The 22314-nt window shown below is 59.5% G+C and carries 18 protein-coding genes; 6 read left to right on the top strand and 12 right to left on the bottom strand.

Going from position 1 to position 22314, the window contains the following annotated elements; translation table 11 throughout:
• Positions 1 to 5: 5 nt before the first annotated feature.
• From D3Z90_RS13135 to D3Z90_RS13125, 3 genes are read left to right on the top strand one after another with little or no spacing between them, the layout of a single operon-like run.
• On the top strand, positions 6 to 920 hold the full coding sequence (locus D3Z90_RS13135; protein WP_136476205.1) for a LysR family transcriptional regulator: 915 nt from the start codon (positions 6 to 8) through the stop codon (positions 918 to 920).
• Positions 921 to 962: 42 nt separating this feature from the next.
• On the top strand, positions 963 to 1322 hold the full coding sequence (locus tag D3Z90_RS13130) for a DUF3302 domain-containing protein (RefSeq protein WP_136476204.1): 360 nt from the start codon (positions 963 to 965) through the stop codon (positions 1320 to 1322).
• A gap of 3 nt (positions 1323 to 1325) precedes the next feature.
• Positions 1326 to 2285 carry an HlyD family secretion protein gene (locus tag D3Z90_RS13125; protein WP_136476203.1) on the top strand — a complete coding sequence of 320 codons (960 nt, stop codon included), beginning with the start codon at positions 1326 to 1328 and terminating at the stop codon, positions 2283 to 2285.
• Between the two features lie 70 nt (positions 2286 to 2355).
• Here the strand turns inward: D3Z90_RS13125 and D3Z90_RS13120 are convergent, their stop codons facing one another.
• The 3 genes from D3Z90_RS13120 to D3Z90_RS13110 all read right to left on the bottom strand — a co-directional run bounded on the left by D3Z90_RS13120 (position 2356) and on the right by D3Z90_RS13110 (position 5868).
• Positions 2356 to 3543 carry a lipid-transfer protein gene (locus D3Z90_RS13120; protein ID WP_136476202.1) on the bottom strand — a complete coding sequence of 396 codons (1188 nt, stop codon included), beginning with the start codon at positions 3541 to 3543 and terminating at the stop codon, positions 2356 to 2358.
• Between the two features lie 88 nt (positions 3544 to 3631).
• Positions 3632 to 4717, bottom strand: coding sequence for an acyl-CoA dehydrogenase family protein (locus D3Z90_RS13115; protein WP_256658196.1), 1086 nt, complete (start codon positions 4715 to 4717; stop codon positions 3632 to 3634).
• 8 nt (positions 4718 to 4725) lie between these two features.
• Positions 4726 to 5868 carry an acyl-CoA dehydrogenase family protein gene (locus D3Z90_RS13110; RefSeq protein ID WP_136476200.1) on the bottom strand — a complete coding sequence of 381 codons (1143 nt, stop codon included), beginning with the start codon at positions 5866 to 5868 and terminating at the stop codon, positions 4726 to 4728.
• Positions 5869 to 5980: 112 nt separating this feature from the next.
• On the opposite strand from D3Z90_RS13110, the gene D3Z90_RS13105 reads away from it, so the two are divergent.
• On the top strand, positions 5981 to 6760 hold the full coding sequence (locus D3Z90_RS13105) for an enoyl-CoA hydratase/isomerase family protein (RefSeq protein ID WP_136476199.1): 780 nt from the start codon (positions 5981 to 5983) through the stop codon (positions 6758 to 6760).
• A 10-nt stretch (positions 6761 to 6770) separates the two neighbouring features.
• Positions 6771 to 7406 carry a TetR/AcrR family transcriptional regulator gene (locus D3Z90_RS13100; protein WP_136476198.1) on the top strand — a complete coding sequence of 212 codons (636 nt, stop codon included), beginning with the start codon at positions 6771 to 6773 and terminating at the stop codon, positions 7404 to 7406.
• 62 nt (positions 7407 to 7468) lie between these two features.
• Here the strand turns inward: D3Z90_RS13100 and D3Z90_RS13095 are convergent, their stop codons facing one another.
• The 5 genes from D3Z90_RS13095 to D3Z90_RS13075 form a co-directional block, all read right to left on the bottom strand.
• Positions 7469 to 8323, bottom strand: a complete 855-nt coding sequence (locus D3Z90_RS13095) for a hypothetical protein (RefSeq protein WP_136476197.1) — start codon at positions 8321 to 8323, stop codon at positions 7469 to 7471.
• A gap of 157 nt (positions 8324 to 8480) precedes the next feature.
• On the bottom strand, positions 8481 to 9719 hold the full coding sequence (locus tag D3Z90_RS13090; protein WP_136476196.1) for an MFS transporter: 1239 nt from the start codon (positions 9717 to 9719) through the stop codon (positions 8481 to 8483).
• Positions 9720 to 9848: 129 nt separating this feature from the next.
• On the bottom strand, positions 9849 to 10460 hold the full coding sequence (locus D3Z90_RS13085; protein WP_136476195.1) for a malonic semialdehyde reductase: 612 nt from the start codon (positions 10458 to 10460) through the stop codon (positions 9849 to 9851).
• A gap of 21 nt (positions 10461 to 10481) precedes the next feature.
• A complete protein-coding gene (locus D3Z90_RS13080) occupies positions 10482 to 11480 on the bottom strand; it encodes a VOC family protein (RefSeq protein ID WP_136476194.1) in 999 nt (332 codons plus the stop codon).
• A 196-nt stretch (positions 11481 to 11676) separates the two neighbouring features.
• Entirely contained in the window at positions 11677 to 12543 is an 867-nt protein-coding gene (locus tag D3Z90_RS13075; RefSeq protein ID WP_136476193.1) for a fumarylacetoacetate hydrolase family protein, read from the bottom strand.
• Positions 12544 to 12785: 242 nt separating this feature from the next.
• On the opposite strand from D3Z90_RS13075, the gene D3Z90_RS13070 reads away from it, so the two are divergent.
• Positions 12786 to 13391: a TetR/AcrR family transcriptional regulator gene (locus D3Z90_RS13070; protein ID WP_256658195.1), complete on the top strand. Its 606-nt coding sequence runs from the start codon at positions 12786 to 12788 to the stop codon at positions 13389 to 13391.
• 37 nt (positions 13392 to 13428) lie between these two features.
• On the opposite strand, the gene D3Z90_RS13065 is transcribed toward D3Z90_RS13070, so the two are convergent.
• The 4 genes from D3Z90_RS13065 to D3Z90_RS13045 all read right to left on the bottom strand — a co-directional run bounded on the left by D3Z90_RS13065 (position 13429) and on the right by D3Z90_RS13045 (position 22223).
• Entirely contained in the window at positions 13429 to 13686 is a 258-nt protein-coding gene (locus tag D3Z90_RS13065; protein WP_136476191.1) for a hypothetical protein, read from the bottom strand.
• Positions 13687 to 13736: 50 nt separating this feature from the next.
• Positions 13737 to 15485 (bottom strand): ShlB/FhaC/HecB family hemolysin secretion/activation protein, encoded by a 1749-nt coding sequence (locus D3Z90_RS13060; protein WP_136476190.1) that lies wholly within the window; start codon positions 15483 to 15485, stop codon positions 13737 to 13739.
• Between the two features lie 2 nt (positions 15486 to 15487).
• Entirely contained in the window at positions 15488 to 20467 is a 4980-nt protein-coding gene (locus D3Z90_RS13050; RefSeq protein WP_256658366.1) for an MBG domain-containing protein, read from the bottom strand.
• A 100-nt stretch (positions 20468 to 20567) separates the two neighbouring features.
• A complete protein-coding gene (locus tag D3Z90_RS13045) occupies positions 20568 to 22223 on the bottom strand; it encodes a response regulator (RefSeq protein ID WP_136476189.1) in 1656 nt (551 codons plus the stop codon).
• Positions 22224 to 22314 lie beyond the last annotated feature (91 nt).

The following is a 22314-nucleotide window of genomic DNA, read 5'->3' as shown; positions in this document are numbered from 1 at the left end:
ATGATGTGGATCTGGTTCAGCTGGAAATCTTCAAAGCCGTGGCCGAGCACGGCAGCATCAGCGTCGCGGCCCAGCATATTCACCGGGTACCGTCGAACTTGACCACGCGTATCAAGCAACTGGAGACCGATCTTGGCGTCGAGTTGTTTATCCGCGAAAAAAGCCGGCTGCGGCTGTCGCCGGCGGGCTGGACCTTTCTTGATTACACCTGGCGCATTCTCACTCTGGTTGAAGAAGCGCGCATGACCGTGGCAGGCGAGGAGCCTCGCGGGCCGTTTTCCCTAGGTTCGCTAGAAAGCACGGCGGCGGTGCGTATTCCGGCATTGCTGGCTGCCTACAACCAGCAATACAGCAAGGTTGAACTGGATCTTTCCACCGGGCCTTCAGGGGCGATGATCGACGGTGTGGTGTCCGGACGCCTGGTGGCGGCTTTCGTCGACGGCCCGGTGCTGCACCCGGCGCTGGATGGGGTTCCGGTGTTCGAGGAAGAAATGGTGCTGATCGCGCCGCTCAACCATGGACCGATCAAGCGTGCCCAGGACGTCAACGGCGAGAACATCTACGCGTTCCGCTCCAATTGCTCCTACCGCCATCATTTCGAGCGTTGGTTCAATACCGATGAGGCGATGCCAGGCAAGATTTTCGAGATCGAGTCGTACCACGGAATGCTTGCCTGCGTCAGCGCCGGTGCGGGCCTGGCACTGATGCCGCGGAGTATGTTGGAGAGTATGCCGGGCTGCGCCACGGTCAGTGTCTGGCCGTTGTCGGAGGAATTTCGTTACCTCAATACCTGGCTGGTATGGCGGCGCGGCACGGTGTCGCAGAGCTTGTCGAGCTTCGTCGCACTGCTTGAATCACGTCGGCGTAAAAACAGCGAAGACAACGGTGAAATTCGCGGTAAAAAAGCAATGATTGATTAGACTCTACCTACCACTTTCGCTTTATTGCGTTTCGGAGCAGCCATGCTTGATTACTTTGCATTAGGTGTGTTGATTTTTGCTGGGTTGGTGTTGTTCTACGGCATTATCGTCCTTCATGACATTCCCTACGAAATCGCTGTTCATCGCAATCATCCGCATCAGGATGCCATTCATGCGACCGGGTGGGTCAGTCTGTTCACTTTGCATGCGCTTTGGCCGTTCCTGTGGATCTGGGCCATGCTCTACCGTGAGGATCGCGGCTGGGGAATAGGTGCCGGCAACCAATCCCCGGCGGCCGACCTGCAGCGCCAATTGCTGGAGTTGCAACAGCGCGTGGCTCATTTGGAGGCGAACCAGGCAAAGACTGGGAATGCTCCGATTGAAACCGGCGGGGGTAACTAGCCTATGGACCTGTTACTTATTCTGACCTACGCCGCCATTTGCGTTGCCATCTTCAAACTGTTTCGCATTCCCCTGAACAAATGGACCGTGCCTACTGCAGTGCTCGGCGGCGTATTAATTGTCGGCGCGCTGATTTTTACCATGAACTACAACCACCCTTATTCGGAGGTGGCGCGGTCTTATTTTGTCTCGGTGCCGGTGGTGCCGGTGGTCTCCGGTAAAGTGATTGAGGTGCCTGTACAAGGCAACGAATTGCTGGACAAGGGTGATGTGTTGTTTCGCATCGACCCGGCGCCGTTCGAGTACCGGCTCAAGTCGCTCAAGGCCCAGCAGTTGGCCGCCAGGGGTGACCTGTCGCGGATGAGCGAGTTGATCAAGCGCAACTTTGGTACGCGCCGTGAACTGGAGGCTGCCATCGCTCGGGTTGATGACTTGCAGGCGCAGATCGGCAATGCTCAGTTCGAGTTGGATAACACGGTGGTGCGGGCACCGAGTAAGGGTTTCGTGACTCATGTGTCGTTGCGCCCGGGGATGATGGCGACCCGGCTGCCGTTGCGGCCGTCGATGGTGTTCATTCCTCAGGAGGGGCAGTATTTTGCCGCCTGGATGCGGCAAAACAGCTTGTTGCGTCTGGTCGCGGGTGATGAGGCGGAGGTCGCCTTCGATGGTATTCCTGGCAAGGTGTTCAAGGGCCAGGTGACGAATGTGATTACGGTGATTGCCGAGGGTCAGGTGCAGCCTTCGGGGACGTTGATCGGTTATACCGGGTCACCGCCTGCCGGGCGGGTGCCGGTGATTATCGAGATTACCGACCCGGCGTTTGCGCCGTACAAGGATCAGATGCCGGGCGGGGCTTATGGGCAGGCGGCGGTCTACAGCAAGCATTTCGAGCACATTGGTACGATGCGCAAGATTCTGTTGCGGATGGCGGCTTGGATGAACTACATCTTTCCGTTCCATTGATAGACCGGTAGTAGGCCCCCTTGGGTGGGGGCCTTGTGGTCTTCAGGCGAAAATGTGCTCGATCTTTGCCTCAGTTTCTCCCGAACATTGTCACCACGCAGGCTCCGCCTAGTCCCAGGTTATGTTGCAAACCGATGTTCAACCCTTCAACCTGACGGGCGCCGGCGCTGCCGCGCAGTTGATGGGTCAGTTCATAGCATTGTGCAAGCCCGGTGGCACCCAGCGGATGGCCTTTCGATAGGAGCCCGCCAGAGGGGTTGGTCACTACTCGGCCGCCATAGGTGTTGTCGCCATCAAGAATGAATTTCTCGGCACCACCGATTGGACACAAGCCGAGCGCTTCGTAGGTCAGCAGTTCGTTGTGGGCAAAACAGTCATGCAGTTCTACCGCACGAATGTCCTGCGGGCCGATACCTGCTTGCTCATAGACCTTCTGCGCAGCCGCCTGCGCCATCTGGAAGCCAACGTAGCTGATCATCGAGGGCGGCTCGAAAGACTCGACCGGGTCTGTGGTCAAGGCCTGGGCAAGGATGGCCACGTCGCTGCGCATGCCATGGCGGCGGGCGAATTTTTCACTGCAGACAATCGCCGCCGCCGCGCCGCAGGTCGGCGGGCATGCCATCAGTCGGGTCATGACGCCAGGCCACATCACCTGGTCGTTCATCACGTCTTCGACAGTCAGCTCCTTGCGGAACAAGGCCAGGGGATTGTTGACCGCGTGACGGCTGGCCTTGGCGCGGATAGCTGCGAAGGTTTCCAGTTTGGTGCCGTACCTGATCATGTGTTCACGACCAGCGCCGCCAAAAGTACGCAGCGTGCCGGGTAGATCGCCGGCATCGGCGGTCAGTTCGTTCAGAATTGGAAGGAACGGTTCACGAGGCACCGGACGATCATCCCAGTTCGATTTCAGTGCGCCCGGGCGCATCTGCTCGAAGCCCAGGGCAAGCGCGCAATCGACTTCACCGTTCATGACTGCGGCACGGGCCAGGTACAGTGCAGTCGAGCCGGTGGAGCAGTTGTTGTTGACGTTGATGATAGGGATGGCAGTGCGGCCAACCTGGTAGATCGCCGACTGGCCGCAGGTGGAGTCGCCATAAACGTAGCCGGCAAATGCCATCTGCACGAGGTCGTAACTGATACCGGCGTCTTTAAGCGCCTGGCGCAACGCTTCTGCGCCCATCTCGGTGTAACTTGCGCTGGCACCTGGTTTGGTGAAGGGAATCATGCCGACGCCGGCTATGATGACTTTCTCTTTCATGGGGCTGTTCTCACAAGGTTCGCAATAGCGAAGCGGATGGTTGAAAAACCCGCCTGCGCCAACAGGCGCAGATCGGGTGCTGCTCTGTCTACAGGCTGGGGTCGGTCAGACCTTTCCAAAAGCCGGCGCTGCCTGCCGCGATGGCCGATTCACCCAATACCTGGGCCCATTGAGTGTCGCTGCCGAACTCATCGCGCCAGGACCACAGTCGGCGCGTGGCGAAATGTAGGCTGTGCTCATGGGTGAAACCGATGGCGCCGAATACCTGATGAGCCACCGAGCAGGCCAGGCTTGCCGCTTCACCCGCGCAGACTTTGGCGACTGCGGTATCGAACACCAGCCTGTGAGGCTGATGGGCGAACGCATCGGTGGCACTGCCCAATGCAACGTGGCAGGCCATGCGTGCAGCGCCGGTGGCGCCAGCCAATTGCGCCAAGTACTGCTGCAGCACTTGTTGCTTGCCGATCGGTTTGCCGAACTGCACGCGTTCGTTGGCGTACGCCACCGTCTTGTCCAGAACCGCCTCCAGGGCGCCGACCAGGACACAAGCACGCAGCATCGCACCTAGCGTCCAGACCGGTTCGTCGATGCCATCCAGGCGCAATTCACCCAGTGCCTGGCTGGGGGCGTCGCTGAAGCTGAGCGTATCCATCGGTTCGCTGGCAAAGTTGCTGGCGGGAGCAACGACGACAGCCGCTTGTTTCAGATCGACCAGTGCCAAGCGCTTGCCGACTGCTACCACCGCCCAACGACATTCGCGTCCCCAGGGCACGTTGAAGGCGCGGCCGTGCAGTTCTCCCTTGGCCGTCAGGCGCAGGTCGTTCTGGCGGCCCACCTGGATCACTGTCAAAGGACCTTCCGGCACTTGCAGCCCGGCGTGCGCCAAGAGCGCGCTGGCAAGCAGGCTCTCTGCCAACGGCAGTGGCACTTGCCAGTAACCGAGCGCGCGCAGGATCGGGCTTACTTCCAGCCAGGAGGCGTCGCTGCCGCCCAATGCCTCGGGTGCCAACGCGTTGGGCAGGCCGAGTTCACTGACCAGTTGCCACAGCGCCTTGGCCGGTTCACCGGCGTCGAAGCGGGCCAGCAGGGCAGGGGTAACCTGTTCGGCGAACAGACTCTCGACACTGTGGGAAATCAGACGCTGTAGTTCCGACCTTGCCTCAAAGGCATTCATCAAAGCGTTCATCGCAGTCCAAGACCTCTGGCAATAATGCCGCGCAGGATTTCGCGTGTACCACCGCGTAAGGAGAAGGAGGGTGCTGTCTGAGTGACGTAGCGCATCACCTGATCAAGGTTGGAGCCACGCGTGCGACTGCCACCAAACAGCGTGTGGGCGATGTCCGGCAGGGACTGTTCCAGCAATGCGCCCTGATCCTTGACCAATGCAGCCGGGATCGCTGGGTTTTCGCCACGAGCGAGCATGCCGGCAACCCCCAGGGACATCTGGCGCAGCACCGCATACCGTGCCGCTACACGCCCGAGGGTTACGGCTTGGTGGGTGTCTTGCGGGTTGGCGCTGTCGAGCATTTCCAGGTACAGCTGCGTGCTGGAGAGGTATCGCTCCGGGCCGCTGCGCTCCAAGGCCAGTTCGGCGCCGACCTGCTTCCAGCCATCCCCGGGATTACCAATGACGAAATCGTCGGCAACGAAGACGTTGTCCAGGAACACTTCATTGAAATCATGCTCGCCGAGCATGTTGTGGATTGGTCGTACAGTGATACCGGACGACTGCATGTCGATCAGAAACTGCGACAGGCCGGCGTGACGATCCTGCTCGTCACGCGGCGCGGTTCGCAGCAACGTGACCATGTACTGCGCCCGTTGCGCGCCGGTGGTCCAGATTTTCTGGCCGCTGACGCGCCAGCCGCCCTCGACTTTCACGGCGCGCGTTCGGACCGCTGCGAGGTCGGAGCCCACGTCCGGTTCGCTCATGCCGATGCCGCAGTAAAGAGTGCCGCGGGCGATCTGCGGGCAAATCCTTGGCGCCAGTACGTCAGGGGAAAACTTCATCAGCAGCGGACCGCTCTGGCGTTCGGCAATCCAGTGGGCGTTGACCGGTGCACCGGCCGCCAGTAGCTCCTCCAGCACCACGTAGCGCTCCAGGGCACTACGCTGATGGCCGCCATAGCGCTTGGGCCAGGTCATGCCCAACCAGCCGCGCTCGCCAAGCGTGCGGCTGAACGCTTCGTCGGCGCCGTTCCAGTTCCTGGCCCGCTCGGCGGGAGACAAGTTTTTCAGGGCGTCGGCGAGAAATGCGCGCACTTCAGCGCGCAGGACGTGAGTATCAGGGTCGAGTCGACACGGTTGAATATCGAGAGCCTGCATGGACGTAGTCTCGTAGGATTGGGTTATTTACTTGCTTGTCAGCTAGCAAGTAAATAACCTAGCAGCATCCAACGACGCCCAGCAAGCGCGAATTATCCAAAGGAGCTTTCCAATGACCGATGTTTTCACACCAGGACGCGGCCTCAGTCTTGAGCTGAGCGGCCCTATCGCCACCTTGACCTTCAGCCGTCCGCCGCTGAATTTCTTTGACGATGAATTGATCCGAGACCTGGTCGCTGCCTTGGAGCATCTGGACCAGTTGCCCGCCTGCCGGGTGACGCTCCTGCAGGCTGATGGCAAGACCTTCTGTGCCGGAGCCGATTTTTCCGGGTCTGCGCAAAGTGACCCGCAGTTCCCACGCCGCTTATACAAATTTGCCGTACGCCTGTTCCGGGTACGCAAGCCGGTGATCACCGTGGTCGAGGGCGCTGCAATTGGCGGGGGCTTGGGTTTGGCGCTGTTTGGTGACTTCCGCGTCACCAGCAGCCGGGCGCGCTTCTCGGCGAACTTCAATCGCCTGGGTATTCATCAGGGCTTTGGCCTGTCCGTGACCCTGCCACGCCTGGTCGGGGTCCAGAAGGCTTCATTGCTGATCGCTACTGCTCGGCGTATTGACGGTGTCGAAGCGGTACGCATCGGGCTTGCAGATGTACTTGCCGAACCGGGCGAGGAGCGGCAAGCTGCGCGGGCGCTGGCTGAAGAGATTGCCCTCTGTGCCCCCCATGCAGTGATGTCCAGCCGGGAAACCCTGCGCATGGGCCTTGCCGATGCGGTGGACGCGATCATTGACCGCGAAGCGGGCGAGCAGGAGTGGCAGATCGTCATGGACGATTTTGTCGAGGGCAACCTCGCCATGGCCGAGCGCCGCGATCCCGTGTTTACAGGCAAGTAAGGATTTACCGATGAGCAACACCGATCAGACCCCATCGCGCCGCACCCAGATCGAGCGCCGTGCCGAAGCCGAGCAGCGCCTGCTGCAGGCGGCCAGGCGTATCGTCGCGCGCAAGGGCTGGGTCGGCATGACCCTCGCCGAAGTCGGAGAAGAAGCAGGCTACAGTCGGGGCCTGGCGACCCATCACTTTGGCAACAAGGCCGGGTTGCTGCGGGCGCTGGCCGGTTTCGTCAATGCCAGCTTCATGAATATGGTCGAGTCACAGGTGCCTGAGCGCCAGCCGGGGCTTGCCACGTTGCTCGGGTTCATCGGGGTTTACCTGGGGCGCGCCGATACCGACTGGGTCAACACCCGGGCATTGTTGGCATTGATGGCCGAGGCGGTGACCGAAGATTCGGAAACCGTCGAAGTGCTCAGTTCGTACAACCGGGCGGTGCAGGACTACCTGGCGCGACAGGTGCGTACCGGCATCAGCAACGGCGAAATACGTGCCGACGCGGATCCGCTGGCCACCGCCACCCTGGTGCTTGGGGCGATGCGCGGGATGATGATGCAGTTCTTGCTCGACCCCAAGGCGGTGGACCTGGCCAGCTTTCAGAAGCAACTGCTCGATTTCATTCATGCCTCGCTGGTACCGCGTTCCTAGCCTTGAGCGTGCCGGGGGGCTCACAGGTCCGTCGACACGCTTTGGCTTTACCCCTATAACGCTTAGAAATGCCACTCCATGTGCAGTGTCGGGGCATGGGTATTGACGCCCGGTTTATGCATCGCACCGTACTTGTGGTGCCACCACTCATAGCCAGGGCCGACCCAGAGCGTGTTCGCCGTTCCCCAAGCCAGTTTGCCGACATCAACCATCAATGCGCCACGTATCAGGCTTTCCTCGCCGGTGTCGTCGTTGAAATAGTCCTTGCCCTTGGCCGTCTTGTAACTGGCGAATCCGTGGAACTTCCACGCAGCCTCGCCAAGTTGGAAGGGGTAACCCCAGGCGAGATGAATGACGTAGTAGGGATCGAATTCGATGTTTTCTGTTTTGCACGCGGACAGGCCGCAGTGGTTCCATTCCATCGAATACAGCAGGCTCAGGTCCAGATAGCCGGGCACATCGAACTTGAGCGTGGGGCCCACCAGTAATTGGCGTTTTCGGGTGGAAAAGTCGTTGTTCTTGTAGTTCAGCTCTATCCCGCCGCTCAGGGCTATGTCTTTGATTGGGCCATAGCGCAGCGAACGGTCGAACACCTTGCTCAGGAACAATTGGTGGCGATAGACCAGATACGCCTCGACGGCGCCGGAATCGCTGTCTTTCTTCGGGTCATTGCTGTCGGACTTGAGCACGTCCAGGTTGAAGAAGTTAGCCCCCCAGTCATTGCCACTGCTATGGCCAAGCTGGTAGATCTCTTTCTGGATTTTTTTGTCCACGGGTGGCTCGCTGTAATGCTCACCGTAGCGAAAGCCGACAAAGGTGTCGCTCCACTGCGCCGCATTGGCGACAACAGCAGTGCTGCCCAGGATTAATGCGCTCAGGACCTTGCAAATGCATTGTTGTAATTGTTGTGCGTTCATCGAGGTGCATTTCCGATGGCTTGCCAGCTGCACACGTTCTGCGCCGCTGGCGTTGGGGAAGGGCGGTACAGCCCGGCCCAGGTTTTCTCCGGGCGAGCAGACCCGATCTGACAGGTGAACTGTCGGGCAGTACGCTTGCGATTTCAGCGCGTGATGATCAAGAGGTAGCGTTTTGCGTGGGCTCCAAGGGCGTTGCGTGGATGCCCTGTGGTGCTTCGGCATGCGGCATGAAGAACATGATCAGCATGCCAGCTGCAAAGAATCCGGCGCATACCAGCAGTCCCAGCGCCAGGCTATAGCTGGTTGCAATGCCGCTGAGCAGCAACGGTGCGAATGCGGCAAGGCCGCGACCGAAGTTGAAACAGAAACCGGCGCCGATGGTACGAACCCGTACCGGGTAAAGAGCACTGAAATACGAGGCGAACAGGCTGGCAAAGGCGTAGAAGAAGGCGTACACCGGGCCGAGCCAGAACAGAATCTGGTTATCGGTGGTTAAGGCGTAGATTGCCAGCATCACTGAACTGCCCAGCAGCGACAGCAGCGTGGCATTGCGCTTGCCGATACGGTCAGCGAACAAACCGAAGGCGTTGATGCCGATAAATGCGCCAATGTTCATGATGGTCATGAAGTGCGCCATCATCCCGATCTCCAAGCCGCGCTCGTGCACAAGATAGGTTGGTAGCCAGGTACTGGCACCCCAAAAGCCGATCACTGAACAACTTGCCGCTGCGGTGCCAAGCAGGGTCAGGCGCAGCAAGCCTGGGGCGAAGATTTCTTGCACCGAAGCATTGAGAGGGGCATCAGCACAGGAACTGGCGAGCGCTTTCTGTGCCTTCCATTCGGGGGACTCTGGAACGAAGAACCACAGATATAGCACAGGGATAAGCGTGGAGATGCCCGCCGTAAGGAACAGCGCGTGCCAATCCGGCAGCAACGTTTTGCCAGCCATCGCTGCGATTGCTGCGCCGATGGGAAACGAACTGAGCACAAAGCCAGTGGCGCGGGCGCGTTGGTGCGCCGGCCAAGTCTCGGCAATGTAGGCCGACACAATCCCCCACACGCCACCCAGGCCCAGGCCCGAGAAAAAGCGTAGCACCAGTAACAGGTACCAGTTGCTGGTGGACGCCACGGCCATGGTCAGTGCGCCAAAGCTTATCAGTGACAGCAGCAGGGCCTTGCGCCGGCCGAAGTTGTCCGAGTACCAGCCCGTGGTAATGCTACTGAAGCCGATGCCAAGCAATGTCGCCGAAGCGAGCATGCCCGCTTGAGCAATGGACAGGCCCAGATCCTGCTGGATTATCGGCAAGGCGATGGTCAGCAGGATGATTTCCATCGCGTCGAACAAATAGGCGAGGAAACCGCCGACAAGCACATGCCATTTCGAAATGTTCTGCATGGTGTGTGTCTCCGTCAGCGGTCGAACCGATGGGTGGATGGGTGGGTTGGGTGAGTGTGCCGCATGGTGTTCTCCTTGTTTTTGTTGTGAACGACATGGCGCGCTTGGCTTTGCGCAGAGCGCAGGCTTCTACAGCAGGGCACAACTCTCGTCGAAACTCAGTCGCGGACTGCGCGGGAACAGCTTCGAGGGATCGCCATAGCCGATGTTGCAGAGAAAATTGGTTGTTATCTGCTGGCCGGGGAAGCGGGTGCTTCCTGCAAAGAATTCGGCGTCGACCTGCTCGTGGTCGAAACCTGACATCGGTCCACAGTCGAGCCCCAGTGCTCGTGCGGCAAGAATGAAATAACCGCCCTGCAGGGCGCTGTTTCGCAGCGCGGTTGCATCGATTACCTGCGGTTGCGCGGCGTACCAGTCACGCATGCCCGGGCTGTGCGGAAACAGGCGTGGGAGTTGCTCGTGGAAGTTGACGTCATAGCCGATGATCGCGGTGACCGGGGCACCAAGGGTTTTTTCTACGTTACCCGCGGCCAGAGCCGGCAGCAGTCGCGCCTTGGATTGGGCACTACGCAAAAAGACAATACGCGCTGGGCAGCCGTTGGTACTGGTCGGCCCCCAGCGCACCAGGTCGTAGATGGCACGCAGGGTGTCGTCGTCCACGGCTTTGTCGAGCCAACCATTATGGCTACGGGCACTGCGAAACAGCAGGTCGAGGGCGTGGTCGGACAGTCTTTCATTCATGGCACGTAACTCCTGTGATGCTCAGCGGCTGCGGCGCTGGCGTTCGGCTAGCGATCGTGGTGCGACGGTTTCGTTTTCATTGCTGCCACCTAGGAAGTACTCCACCGACATGGGGGGGCCCCATTGATACAGGCTGGAATCGCAGGCCTGGGTGCAATTCATGGGCGAGGCATGGTTGAACAGATCACCGTCGGTGAAGTGCTCGATGAGGTTGCCCGACGGGTCGCGCCAGTAATCGAATATCTGGCTGCCGAGCACATGGCGGCCAACGCCCCAGAACGGGGTCCAGCCTTGATCGTCCATCCACTCATGGCCCAGGCATTGCGCATCGAAATCCTGAACCTCGAAGGAGGCGTGGTGCACAACATCACGGTTGGCCTGGAACAGCGCAATGGTGTGATGGTCGGTCCACTGGCTGCCCCGATTCAGGCGCAGGAATGCCGCAGAGGGGCAGCCCTGCTCATTGCCCTCGACGATCAGATCGGATGGCAACATGCCCAGCACGTTTCGGTACCAGGCAATCATGCTGGGCATGTCGGCGACGCCAATGGCCACATGGCCCAGTCGCATGACCTGTGCCGGACCCTTGCCGGGTCGCTGCACATCGCCGAAGCGGCGCTTTTCGACCGCCGAGTTGAGTACCAGCGCGGAGCGTTGTGTCAGGGCCTGGACTGGCTCGATACCCTGCACCAGTTCGATGCGACGCCCGCAGGGGTCATGCAGCGCCACGTAATGACCACCGCCGGGATGCTCCAGCGTCTGGATCGGTGAGGCCCCCGGCAAGCGTTCGGCGAAATGCAGGTCGGCGAACGACTCGACGGCGAAAGCGATGGCGCCCAAGGCGGGCGTGTCAGCGCGTTCGGCAATGTAGACATAGGGCAGCGTACCGGTACCGCGCAGGTAGAGCCGGTGTTTGCTGCGGTGCCAGACGGTCAGGCCGAAGTCGAGCAGAAAGCGTTCAAGCAGGTCGAGATCGGCATGCCGGTAGACCACATGATTGATGTCTTTGATGTGCAGCATGGCTGCGTCTCCTCAGCCCAGGGCCGACGATTTATTCGGGCGTTCGCTGGCAAGGAGGCTTTCTCCAGGCAGCCGCAAGCGCGAACCGCAAATCGGTCCGGGCGTGGGCAGCCGGGGTCACGGCGCGGCGAGGCCGACCGTGAAACTCCCGCCTGTCTAAGGCGAACGGGGTTGGACTAGTTTTTCAAGCGCGACCTCAGGCAGGCGGCGTCTCAGCGGCGATGGGGTTGACCAAGGTGCCGAGCCCTTCGATCTCCACGGTGCAGACATCACCTGGCTTCATGAACAACATCGGGCGGCGAGCCCAGCCAATGCCGGCGGGTGTACCGGTAACGATGACATCGCCCGGTTCGAGGGTGACGGCTTCGCTGAGTACGGCGATCAGATGCGCCACATCAAAGACCATGTCGGCAGTATTACCATGCTGTTCAATCTTGCCGTTCAGGCGAGTCGTCAGCGACAGGCCACGGGCACCGGGCGGCAACTCATCAGCGCTGACGAAGACCGGGCCAAACGCGCCGGTGGCGTCGAAGTTCTTGCCAATGGTCCATTGCGGCGACTTGAACTGGTAATCACGCACCGAGGCCTCGTTGAAGATCGAGTAGCCGGCAACGTGTTGCAAGGCCTGTTCTTGCGCGATATGGCGACCTCGGGTGCCAATGATCACTGCCAACTCGCCTTCGTAGTCCAGTTGCTCGGACACCTGTGGACGGACAATGGCCTCGCCGTGGCCAATCAGTGTTGTGGAAAAACGGGGGAAGAACGTCGGGTAGGTCGGCTGGTCGTACGGGCTTTCCTTGGTGTGGTCGGCATAGTTCAGGCCAACACAGACGATCTTGCCTGGGCGTTCGATGGGGGGCAGATGCCGAATGCGCCCGCTGTCGAGCAAGGGCGCTGTGCTCAACTTCTGGTGAGCATGCTGCAGCGCCTGCAGCCCACCACTGAGCAGGTCGAGCAGCGAGCCCGGGTAGCCTGGCAGGTTTTCAGTGAGGCCGCGCAGACCGCTTTCGGTCTCCACGGCCAGGCCCTTGAGAGCACCTTCGGCAAAAGTGACAAAACGCATGATCCATACCTCGCTGTTATTATTTTTCAAGGTTTAAGTAAACGGTACCGTACCGTACCGTTATGCGAAGATTCCCATTGCGATCCGCGTCTGTCAATGCCATTGCCAGGAAGTGTTTTGCATAAAAATGCAGGATAGATATGCATTTTTATCGACAAAGTGGAACGCCTACCGCAGGGCAGGTAGGCTTAGCGCGCAGCGATTGCGTATGGAACTGACAGAGGTGCTACTTGAGCGAGCGGGTGGAAAGTAAGCGGCAAGTCGAAAAGAGGGAGGGCATTCTCGCCACAGCGACGGAAATGTTCCTTGAAGAAGGTTATGCCGGGGTCAGTGTCGACGCCATCATCGCCCGCATCGGCGGCTCCAAGCGTACGGTGTATGCCTACTTCGGAGACAAGGACGGCTTGTTTGCGGCCATTATCGCCCGTCTGTGCGAGCAGATCGTCAACCCACTCACGCACATGGACCTCACCTGCAAGCCGTTGGCGCAGGCATTGCGCACCATTGCCGAAACCTTCCTGGAGGTGATTCTTTCGCCCCGAACGATCGCCATGCACCGGCTGATCGTCGCTGAAGCATTGCGTGCCCCGGAAGCTGCACGGGCGTTTTTCGAGGCGGCACCCGGCGCAGCCTACGGCTGTTTGCTTGATTATTTTGTCTGGGCCGAGAAAGACGGAATCGTCCGGGCGGGAGACGCCCAGACCCGGGCAGTGCTGTTTCTTGATGCCCTGACCGGTGATTTTCAGTTGCGCTGCTTGTTGGGGTTGATGGATATCCCTTCGCAGGTGGATCGACAGCGGCGGGTGGATGAGGCCATCACTATATTTCTGCGGGGTCTGCAACCATGAAACGCAGGTGACGGGTGATCATGCCTGCCATCGCTTTTTAGCTGGGCGATGCAGCACAATCCTGGTCATCCGCTGACCCTCCTGTGCTGAACACGATGCGGCCGCTGCTCAACGCCAGGTAGAGCGCCTCCAGCGCCCTGGCATCGTGGTGCATATGAATGGCGATATCGTCGAGGCGATGGCTGAGCTTTGGTGCCAGGCCAAGGCGGCGTATTTCCAGCAACAGTTCTGCCGCCGCTTCGTCATTGAACGAAGCGCTTCTGATTGTGCGCAAAAGTTCACCGTGGCTAGTCATGTGCGGTCTCCACAGCGAATGCCCCAGGAGGGGCATTCGCTTCGCTGATTTCAGAACAGTTTGAGGAAGTTGATGTAGAGCCGTGGCGCCTTGCCGTTATCGTTATCCAACTCTTCAGCAGAGACCGAACGGGTCAGCGGGAAGGCGATTTCCGGGGAAACGAAGGTGTCCTTGAACACTTGCAAATGAGCCCCCACGCCCGCGGAAGACAAGCTCTGAGTCGGGACCCAGTAGGGCTCTTCGTTCCACACTTTGCCAAAGTCCCAGAACGCGTAGTACTGGGTGGGTACGGCGTAGTCTTTGAAGGCGTGGATGCGGTTGTATTGCAGTTCGGTCTTGACTGCAAAGCCACGGTCACCGGTGATTTCCGAAGGGTCATAGCCGCGGCCGAACTCGCTGCCGCCCACACCGAATTGTTCCGGCGACAGCAGGGCTTGGCCAAAGGATGTCTGCGCAGTGGCGGCCATGTACAGGTTCAGCCCGTCCATGAGGCGGCTCAGGTCTTGCAGCCGTTGCGCGTCCAGCTGGAGTTTGGTGAAGTCGGTTTCACCCCCTTCGCGGGACGGGTTCTGCCGGCTTTCGCTGCTGGCGCCCATCACTGCCAGGCCTTTGCTCAGTTCGAGCTTGGCGAGGTTTTTGCCGCCGTAGCTATCGACGAAGTCATAGCTTGCACCCAGGCGTATCGCCCGAATGCGGTCGTCGCTGGAAGGTGGCAGATCAGCGTCGTCGAGGTACTCGGACTTGCCGTTGAAGTAGGTGAACGCCGCCGACGTCTTGAACGTACTGTCGCGCTGACGAATCCATGGCCGCGTGATACGCACGGCCAAGGTGTCACCGGAGCTGTTGGCATTGAGGAACGAATAGGTGTCGGCGTGGCCATCGTTATGTTGGGCCAGTACGCTGAGGACATCGCCTTGGCTGCCAACCGGCAACTCATACTGGCCCTCGAAGAAGGTCATCTTGTTGCCTTCCACCGACCGGCCGGCGCGGATGCCCAAATGGTCGCCGTTGCCAGTAAGGTCGTTGACACCAATGCCGCCATAGACCTGCCAGGGCCCGAAGTAGCGGCTGTCTCGGTTGTCGAAACCGATGAAACCTTCGTACTTGCGCAGCTGGTTTTCTACCGTCAGTTCAGTACCGGCCTGCAGCGGTGATGCCTGCAAGGCACCGCGGCTTTCGTTACCGGACACATCGTTCATCAGCAGCAAGTTGCGCTCGATGGTGGCGCTTTTCGGTGGGGTTTGCTGGCGAATGTTTTCGGCGTAGCGCTCCAGTGCCTTGTTGCTTGGGCCGCTGAAGCTGACCTGGTTGATTTTGCCTTCGAACACCTGAATCGTCAGCTTGCCGCCTTCCAGGCGTTGCTGTGGAACAAAGGCCTTGGCCAGCAAAAAACCGGCCTTGCGATAACGCTGGGTGATGGTGTCCACCACGGCGTTGATCTCGGCAAGGTTGACGCTGTTGCCCTCCAGGCGCGCAAGCACCGGCTTGAAGGTGCCGGCAGGGTAGCTGTCAGCACCGATCAGGGTGACGCTGTTGACCTTGAATCGTGACAGGTTCGCTGGCAGTGCAGTCATTTCTTCGGGCAACTGTTCCAGCTGCGGGGTGACGGTGGTTTCACGTAGCTCCAGCGTTTCAGGCATCTGCGTGGGCGAGTTGCGCATCCCGCTGCGGTCGGGAACTTCGATCCGGCCGGGGTTGAGTTGCCCCAGCGGCGCGGCGTTTACCTGCGCCGACAGCACCAGCAGGCTGGACAGCACTGCCACCGCGATACGGGTCATGCGTGAGGGATAGGATTTCATGATTATTTACCTCCCTTTTGCGGAGCCTGAAGGTCGTGAGGAATGACGCTGCGGCTCCAATCAGGGACGATGAACTGGCCGTCCTTGAAGTGGCTGTTGGCGTAACTGAGCACATCGCGGATATCCGGGATGGTGCTGTTGCTATCGCCGTAGGCACGGGGTTTACAGATCAATTGCACGGCGTAGGTGCGGGCCACTGCGGGGGTTACCGAGTAGTTGGCCGATACCGCCGAGGGTGATTCCAGGGCCGTGCAGCGGGTGTTGCCTGGCGATTGCGCGGTGACAGGAACAACTTGGCGTACCGCAGTGGGCAATGGGTCAATGGGCGCGAGCGGTCCGGTGATGGTCAAGGTGCCGTCATGGAAGGTCACGGTGTAGTTGCTGCCCGCCTGGTACTTCTGATCCTGGCCAATGCCGTAGGCCCCAGTACTTTCTCCTGGAGCGCGGACCAGTGAACCTTGGGCGAGATCAGCCTTGTCGCCGTTTTTCAAACCGCTGACTTGGTAGGTCAATTGCGGATCGGCAGCGCCGGCGACCTTGGACTTGTTGTCTGCGTGTACGTCCAGCGGTGCCGGGGTGACCTGCAGTTTGCCGTCCTTGAAAACCATGGCGTAGTTACCGCTGGTGAGCAGCACATTGCCTTGGGTGATGGCGTAACCGCCGGGCTTGACGTTCTCGCCGGCATCCCGAGTGAGCGCACCCTTGAGCACATCGGCAGCACTGTCACCCCGTTTCAGGCCGGCGACCGAATAGGTCAACTCAGGATCAAGATCGCCATAGACCTTGGCCTTGTGGTCGGCGGTCACACTTAGCACGGCTGGGGTGATTGCCAGTTGACCGTTGTTGAAGGTGAGGATGTAGTTGCCACCCTTGCCGGTGTTAAGGCCGAGATCGCCCTGGTGAACGGCGTACTGGCCGACGTTTTCGCCGCTGTTACGGGCGATGGCGCCGCTGTTGAGCACATCGCCGGCGCTGTCGCCATTGACCAGGCCACTGAGGCGGTAGGAAAGTGTTGGATCTACCTCGCCATACACCTTGGAGTGCGTGCCAGCGTCGATCTGCAACGAGGCTGGCGTGATGGTAAATACGCCAGCTTCGTAGTTGAGGATGTAGTTCTGGCTGATGTTGGCCAGCGTGCCCTGGCCGATGGCGTAGCCACCTGCCTTGACGTCTTCGCCAGCTGTGCGTTGCAGGGCGCCGCCGTTGAGCACCGAGGTTTGCTGATCGCCACGTTTGAGTCCGGACACCTGATAGCTGAGTGCCGGATCGATTTCACCGTAGACCTTGGTTTTGTCATCGGCACGCACGAGGAGGGTTGCCGGAGTAATGCTGAAGTTTCCAGCCTCATAGCTGAGTATGTAGTTCTGGCCTTTGCCCTGGTTGAGGGCTACCGAACCTTGTTCGATGCTGTAGCCGCCAGCGCTGACCTGTTCACCCGTCTGGCGAACCAGTGTGCCGTTGTTCAACACCTCGCCGGCACTGTCCTGGGCTTTCAGGCCACGGACCTGATAACCCAGCGCAGGGTCGAGGTCGCCGTAGACCTTGCCGTTGTTATCAGCGGCTACGGTCAAGGCGGCGGGGGTAATGGTCAGCTTGCCGTCGATAAACTGCAGAACGTAGTTACGGCCCTGGTCATTGTTCAGGCCGACGCTGCCCTGATTTATGGTGTAGCCGGCGGCACGCACGTTTTCGCCGGCTTCACGGCCAAGGGTGCCGGTGTTGAGTACCGATGCCACTGTGTCGCCGTTCTTCAGGCCCGAGACACTACGAGTCAGGGCAGGGTCGGCATCGCCATAGACTTTCGACGTGTCCTGCGCCTGAACGGTCAAGGTCGCCGGGGTGATCTGCAGCGTGCCGTCGACATACTTGAGGGTGTAGTTGCCGCCCAGGCCGTTGTTCAACGCGAGGCCGCCCTTGTTGATGGTGTACTGGCCGACATTTTCACCGGACTGACGATCAAGATTGCCCTGAAGCAGCTCAGCGCCGGTGTGACCCAGTTTTGTCTCGCCGACCTTGTAGTCCAGGCCAGGGTCATTGTCACCGTAGACTTTGTGCTTGTCGTTGGCGGTCACGGTCAGCTCTGCCGGGGTCACGGTCAGGGTGGCGGTGTTGTTTTGCAGTTCATAGCGCTGCTGGGCAAATGCATCGCCGCTCAAGCCACCCTCGATCGCGTACTGGCCGACATTGGAGTGCTCGGTTGCGGCTGTCGATGGCACGGCCTTGGTGACACCGGCCCGACCCAATTGAGCGTCAACATACTGGTCCAACCCACGTACTTGTTCCACGCTTGACCCGCTGTTGACGATGCCCTGGGTAAAGGCCGGGTTGTGCTCGCCGTATTCGCGGCTGGCGTGCGCGGGGGTAGCACTGATTTGTGCCTTGTTAGTGGAGATCGCAACGTTTGTGTCGGTTTTGTCCTGTGTTGAAAGAAACTGGACCTGGGCTGTTTCAAACAGGTTTTTCTGGGTGACAGGCTTGCCGTCCGTGGTGGTTATCCAGGGCTTGTCATCGGCCAGCCAGCCAATGCGGGCGAGCATCGCGTCGGTTTCACCGGGCAGCTTGAAAATCAATTGCTGGGAGGTATCTGTGGCGGGTTTGTACTGTATCTCGTGCTGGTTCGATGCACCGGGGATGTACTCGCCATCCACACCCCAGTAGCCAATGCCGGTCATGACACCAACGGCGAGCTGTCCACCCACCGGGCTAAGGGAAAAGCCCACGGGGACATTAACGGGAACGCCGTCGCGGCTGACAATGGGGGCATTGACGTCGCTGGGGTTGGGGGTGAACTTCCACAACGCACCTTGGCTATCGCGAAAACTGATGCCGTAGATCAGGTAGTCGGAGCTGTCCAGATAACGCAGTACGTCTGCTTGCGCAATCTCGTTGCCATTCTCGTCACGAAGATTCAACGCCTCGAACACCACATAGTCGAATGCCTGACCGTTTCCGGGGCTCAGTTCAACGGTACGGTCCACGTTGTTGTTGCCGATAATCACTTGTGTCCCGACTTTGGTCAGGGCATAGGCTTTGATGCCGCTGAGGGTTTCTCCGGTCAGCGGGGCGGTAATGGTTTTGCTGGTGTCGGGCCCGGTGCCGCTGGCATTGGTCTGGCTGAAGGTGAATATGCCGTTGCTGGCCTTGCCGGCCAATTCGCCAGCGAAGTTCAAACCGCTGTCCATCCGTACGCTGGCCCCTTCAAGGGCGACCTTGGCACCGATCAGCGCAGTGTTGTCCTGCTGGAAGATGGAGGCAGTGTCAGTGGTTTTCAGCCAGGCGATACCCGACCCCACATCGATGATTGCGCGGCGGCCGTAGGCGGCCTCGCCGCTGGCACCCGCCGGTGCCGCATCGAACAAGCGGATGTCACCGGTCGCACTGATGTAGAGGTTGCCGTCCTTGAGCAGGATCGGCGCCCTGATATTCACCGCGCCGTTGGCGTGGCTCTTGTCGGTGCCCTCGTACGTGGTGATCTGACCGGCGTTGCCAGAGGAGATCAGCGCCAGAGTCGATGGACTGATGCGACCGTTGTTGTCTACCGAGGCGAGGTTGGTGGCGATAATGGGAGCATCGACATTGAGGGTATCGGTTGCCTGAATCAACACATTGCCTTGCGCCAGCCCGCTGACAATAGAACTGGCTGCCACCGAACCAGCAGCGCCGGTTTCATCGATATTGACAGTGGCAGGGTCGAGTAACCAGGTGCCATTGGTTTTTTGTCCATGGGTATCGACCTTGGCATCGGACGTTACCGTGAGTTGCTTGCCCGAGGTTTCAACTACGCCACCCTTGACCTTGCCGGTGGCCGACGCGGAACCCGCGAAATGGGTGGCTTCATCGCTCCACGCGACGATCTGCCCCCCATCGGTCTTGCCGTCGGCCTTGAGCTGGGCGCCCTTGGCTACGGTTGTGGTGGTGGCGGGCGCCTCGTTCCCTTTGTTCTGCAAGCTACCACCCAGCAGCACCTTGCCACCGGTACCCTGGCTGCCTGAGGCATCGATCTTCGCCGTGCCGGCAACATTCACGCGGTCGCCAAGTACCTTGATGGTGCCGCCATTGACGCCCGTAGCACTCAGATTACCGCTGACATGGGTGCGCGCAGCGTTACTCAGGACGATGGTGCCGCCGTCGCTGCTTACCGAATCGGCGACGACGTTGCCGCCCAGATTGATCACCGAGTCCAGGTGCTTGGCTGCACGTTGGGCGCTCATGGCCACCACGCCGTTGGCAACGTCGATTTGCCCGCTGTTGTGCACGCCACCACTGACATCGGCAGTAACGCTGGCCTTGTCGCCAGGCTCACCACTGACGGCAATGTTCAGCAAACCATCGCCGTGAAAGTCGAGTGTGGCCTGCGGGCCGGTAGCCAGCTGCACCGTACCTTTGCGGGCCTGAATAACGCCGGCGTTGGTGACCTGGGCGCCAAGCAGGGCGACCATGCCATTGTCATGAACAGTGATGCGTCCCTGGTTGGTTACCGCGCCTGTGAGTTGAATATCCAGCTTGCCGGTTGCAGCAAACTGCTTGGCTTGCTCTTCCGTGAGAAAACCTGCACTGGCGACCAGCGCGCTGGAAGATAGGTGCGCTTTGGGCCCCATCCAGATGCCGTTGGGATTCACCAGAATCAGCTGGCCATTGGAGGTTACCGTGCCGTAGATTTTCGAGGGGTCGCCGCCTGTTACGCGGTTGAGGGTGACCGACTTGCCATCAGGCTGGTTGAACGTGATTTTGTGGTCGGGGCCGACGTTGAAACTCTGCCAGTTGATGGCAGTACGCGCCGTGGAAGTGTTCACTTCCATGCCTTTGCCTTGTTGCGTAATGGTTGCCTTGCCGCCGATTACCTGGCCGCCCTGGGGAATGTTCTCAGCCAAGGCGTAACTTACCGGCCAGGTCACCCCGGCAATTGCCAGAGCGACGGAAACGAACAGTGCAGTCAGTGTCGAGGAGGGAGGTTCTTGACCAGGTTTGAGGTGCCGTTTCATCGTGTTTCTCCTAGAGGTGTCAACTAGGAGAAATGATTGATCCTGGATCTTTACTGGGTAAGCGTTGCTTCATGCAACGCCTTGTAGTGCGTTTCCGATTCTAATGCGCCGCCGTAGCGAGCGGGATGGTCAAGCGCAGATGAGCTTCAAATGCCTGTTCGTCATCGCTGCTGATCTGCAGGTCTGCCTCGAACAACGTGCTCAGCTCGGATGCCACGCAAAGGTAGATAACCGGAGCGGTCATTGATTCAGCCGAAGTCATGGATGCCGTTAGGCACAGGTGCCACTCGATGTAGCCGGCGTCTTTCTCGTAGGCGTCGGCGCGAATCGAAACCAGGGCTGCCCCTCTGTGCTTGAGGTGAAGAAACAGGGCTTTGATCAGGCTGGCATACGCTGTTGGATCTATCCATCCCCATGGGTTCGATTTGGCACTTGTGAAATCATGCGCGGGCATGTCGTCGCTTGGCAGGTGCTGAAGGGTGTTCCGGGTGAGAGCGTTGAGGTTGTGCGAAAAAGGTGAGAGTTTGTTTTGCCCCGTCTCGAGGTGAACCATTTCGCGAAGCCATTGCACACTTTCGTGCATTCGCTCAAACAGGGCGTTGAGCCTGTCGTTGCCGTCGACCACCGCGCGCGCGCTACACAAGTAGCGGTCAAGCGAATCAGCGTGCTCGATGAGATAGGTGCTTCGGCGGTCCCTGACAAAAGTGAGGTAGGCCAGTTGCTCACGCAAAGCTTCGATCTGGGCCTGCTCTTCACCGATGTCGATCGAGGTACAGAGCATTCCAACCAGCCCGCCACCCTGGTCGATGACCGGGCATCCGCTGTGCTTCAATACCCTACGCTCGCCATGCAGGCGCACAGCAATGACCATCATGTAGGGAATCTGTTTTGCGACCGCGGTGTTGAACGTCTCACGGGCAAATTCGAGGTGCTCGATGTCTATCACGCCTATATCGCATTGCTTGGCGTCAAGGACCGCATTGCGAGTCAAACCGAGGTAATCGAGGAACGCCTGGTTGGCCGCCAGAATACGTGCGTCTGCGGCCCGCAGGCAGACAGGAAATGGGATCTGATCGAGCAAGGCATTGAATTGCAATGCTGACGCCTGATCCGAATCAACGCCCGCTTTGTCGCTGTCGGCCCTGCCTTCGAGAAATCCCCGTTGGGTGGCTACATGCAGCAATTCAACCAGCGAGTGAGTGCCGGTTTTCTCCAGCAATCTGGTCTTGTAGGTACTCACTGTTCGGTCGCTGATGGCCAGTTCACCGGCAATTTGCTTTACCCGGTAACCATCAGCCAGGTAATGCAATACCGTCACCTCTCGAGCCGTCAGTTGTTCTGTGGGCGTGGCTGGGGCCGGGTCATGTCGAAGGGCACTGGCATGGAAACAGGTTTTGCCAGCCAGCACTTTATTCACTGCATCGGCGAATGACTCCAGGGTGTCGCTCTTGGACACAAAACCCGAGGCGCCCGCAGCGATGCACAAATGCTCATAGACATCGGCGGGCAGGGCAGTCAACACCAGGATGATGGTCGAAGACTTGCGTGCGGCGATCCGTTTGATCACGTCCAGACCGCCAAGCCTGGGAATGTCCAGATCCAGCACCACCAGGTCGGGGACTGCTGTCCGTGCAAGCTTCAGGGCATCCAACCCATTGTCGGCAAATGCCACGACGCTATGGCCTGCCTGGTTGAGCAGGGTTTCGCTACCCAGGCGGCTCAAGGGATAGGGGTCAACGATCAGTACCTTCGCCATGCTGTGAACGTCCGTGGTCAAACAATCGATGCGTTGATCATAGACCCAAGCAATTGACTAACAAGAAGATTAAATAGATATCTGGGGCATG

The organism is Pseudomonas sp. DG56-2 (assembly GCF_004803755.1).
GTDB lineage: Bacteria > Pseudomonadota > Gammaproteobacteria > Pseudomonadales > Pseudomonadaceae > Aquipseudomonas > Aquipseudomonas auratipiscis.
Note: the sequence above shows the minus strand (reverse complement) of the source record. Positions and strands in the feature narration are given on the sequence as shown.

What these genes read in the sequence shown, in the direction of transcription:
- D3Z90_RS13130 (WP_136476204.1), top strand. Translation starts at nt 963, where the DNA reads ATGCTTGATTACTTTGCATTAGGTGTGTTGATTTTTGCTGGGTTGGTG.
- D3Z90_RS13125 (WP_136476203.1), top strand. Translation starts at nt 1,326, where the DNA reads ATGGACCTGTTACTTATTCTGACCTACGCCGCCATTTGCGTTGCCATC.
- D3Z90_RS13120 (WP_136476202.1), bottom strand. Translation starts at nt 3,543, where the DNA reads ATGAAAGAGAAAGTCATCATAGCCGGCGTCGGCATGATTCCCTTCACC.
- D3Z90_RS13115 (WP_256658196.1), bottom strand. Translation starts at nt 4,717, where the DNA reads ATGAATGCCTTTGAGGCAAGGTCGGAACTACAGCGTCTGATTTCCCAC.
- D3Z90_RS13110 (WP_136476200.1), bottom strand. Translation starts at nt 5,868, where the DNA reads ATGCAGGCTCTCGATATTCAACCGTGTCGACTCGACCCTGATACTCAC.
- D3Z90_RS13105 (WP_136476199.1), top strand. Translation starts at nt 5,981, where the DNA reads ATGACCGATGTTTTCACACCAGGACGCGGCCTCAGTCTTGAGCTGAGC.
- D3Z90_RS13100 (WP_136476198.1), top strand. Translation starts at nt 6,771, where the DNA reads ATGAGCAACACCGATCAGACCCCATCGCGCCGCACCCAGATCGAGCGC.
- D3Z90_RS13095 (WP_136476197.1), bottom strand. Translation starts at nt 8,323, where the DNA reads ATGAACGCACAACAATTACAACAATGCATTTGCAAGGTCCTGAGCGCA.
- D3Z90_RS13090 (WP_136476196.1), bottom strand. Translation starts at nt 9,719, where the DNA reads ATGCAGAACATTTCGAAATGGCATGTGCTTGTCGGCGGTTTCCTCGCC.
- D3Z90_RS13085 (WP_136476195.1), bottom strand. Translation starts at nt 10,460, where the DNA reads ATGAATGAAAGACTGTCCGACCACGCCCTCGACCTGCTGTTTCGCAGT.
- D3Z90_RS13080 (WP_136476194.1), bottom strand. Translation starts at nt 11,480, where the DNA reads ATGCTGCACATCAAAGACATCAATCATGTGGTCTACCGGCATGCCGAT.
- D3Z90_RS13075 (WP_136476193.1), bottom strand. Translation starts at nt 12,543, where the DNA reads ATGCGTTTTGTCACTTTTGCCGAAGGTGCTCTCAAGGGCCTGGCCGTG.
- D3Z90_RS13065 (WP_136476191.1), bottom strand. Translation starts at nt 13,686, where the DNA reads ATGACTAGCCACGGTGAACTTTTGCGCACAATCAGAAGCGCTTCGTTC.
- D3Z90_RS13060 (WP_136476190.1), bottom strand. Translation starts at nt 15,485, where the DNA reads ATGAAATCCTATCCCTCACGCATGACCCGTATCGCGGTGGCAGTGCTG.
- D3Z90_RS13050 (WP_256658366.1), bottom strand. Translation starts at nt 20,467, where the DNA reads ATGAAACGGCACCTCAAACCTGGTCAAGAACCTCCCTCCTCGACACTG.
- D3Z90_RS13045 (WP_136476189.1), bottom strand. Translation starts at nt 22,223, where the DNA reads ATGGCGAAGGTACTGATCGTTGACCCCTATCCCTTGAGCCGCCTGGGT.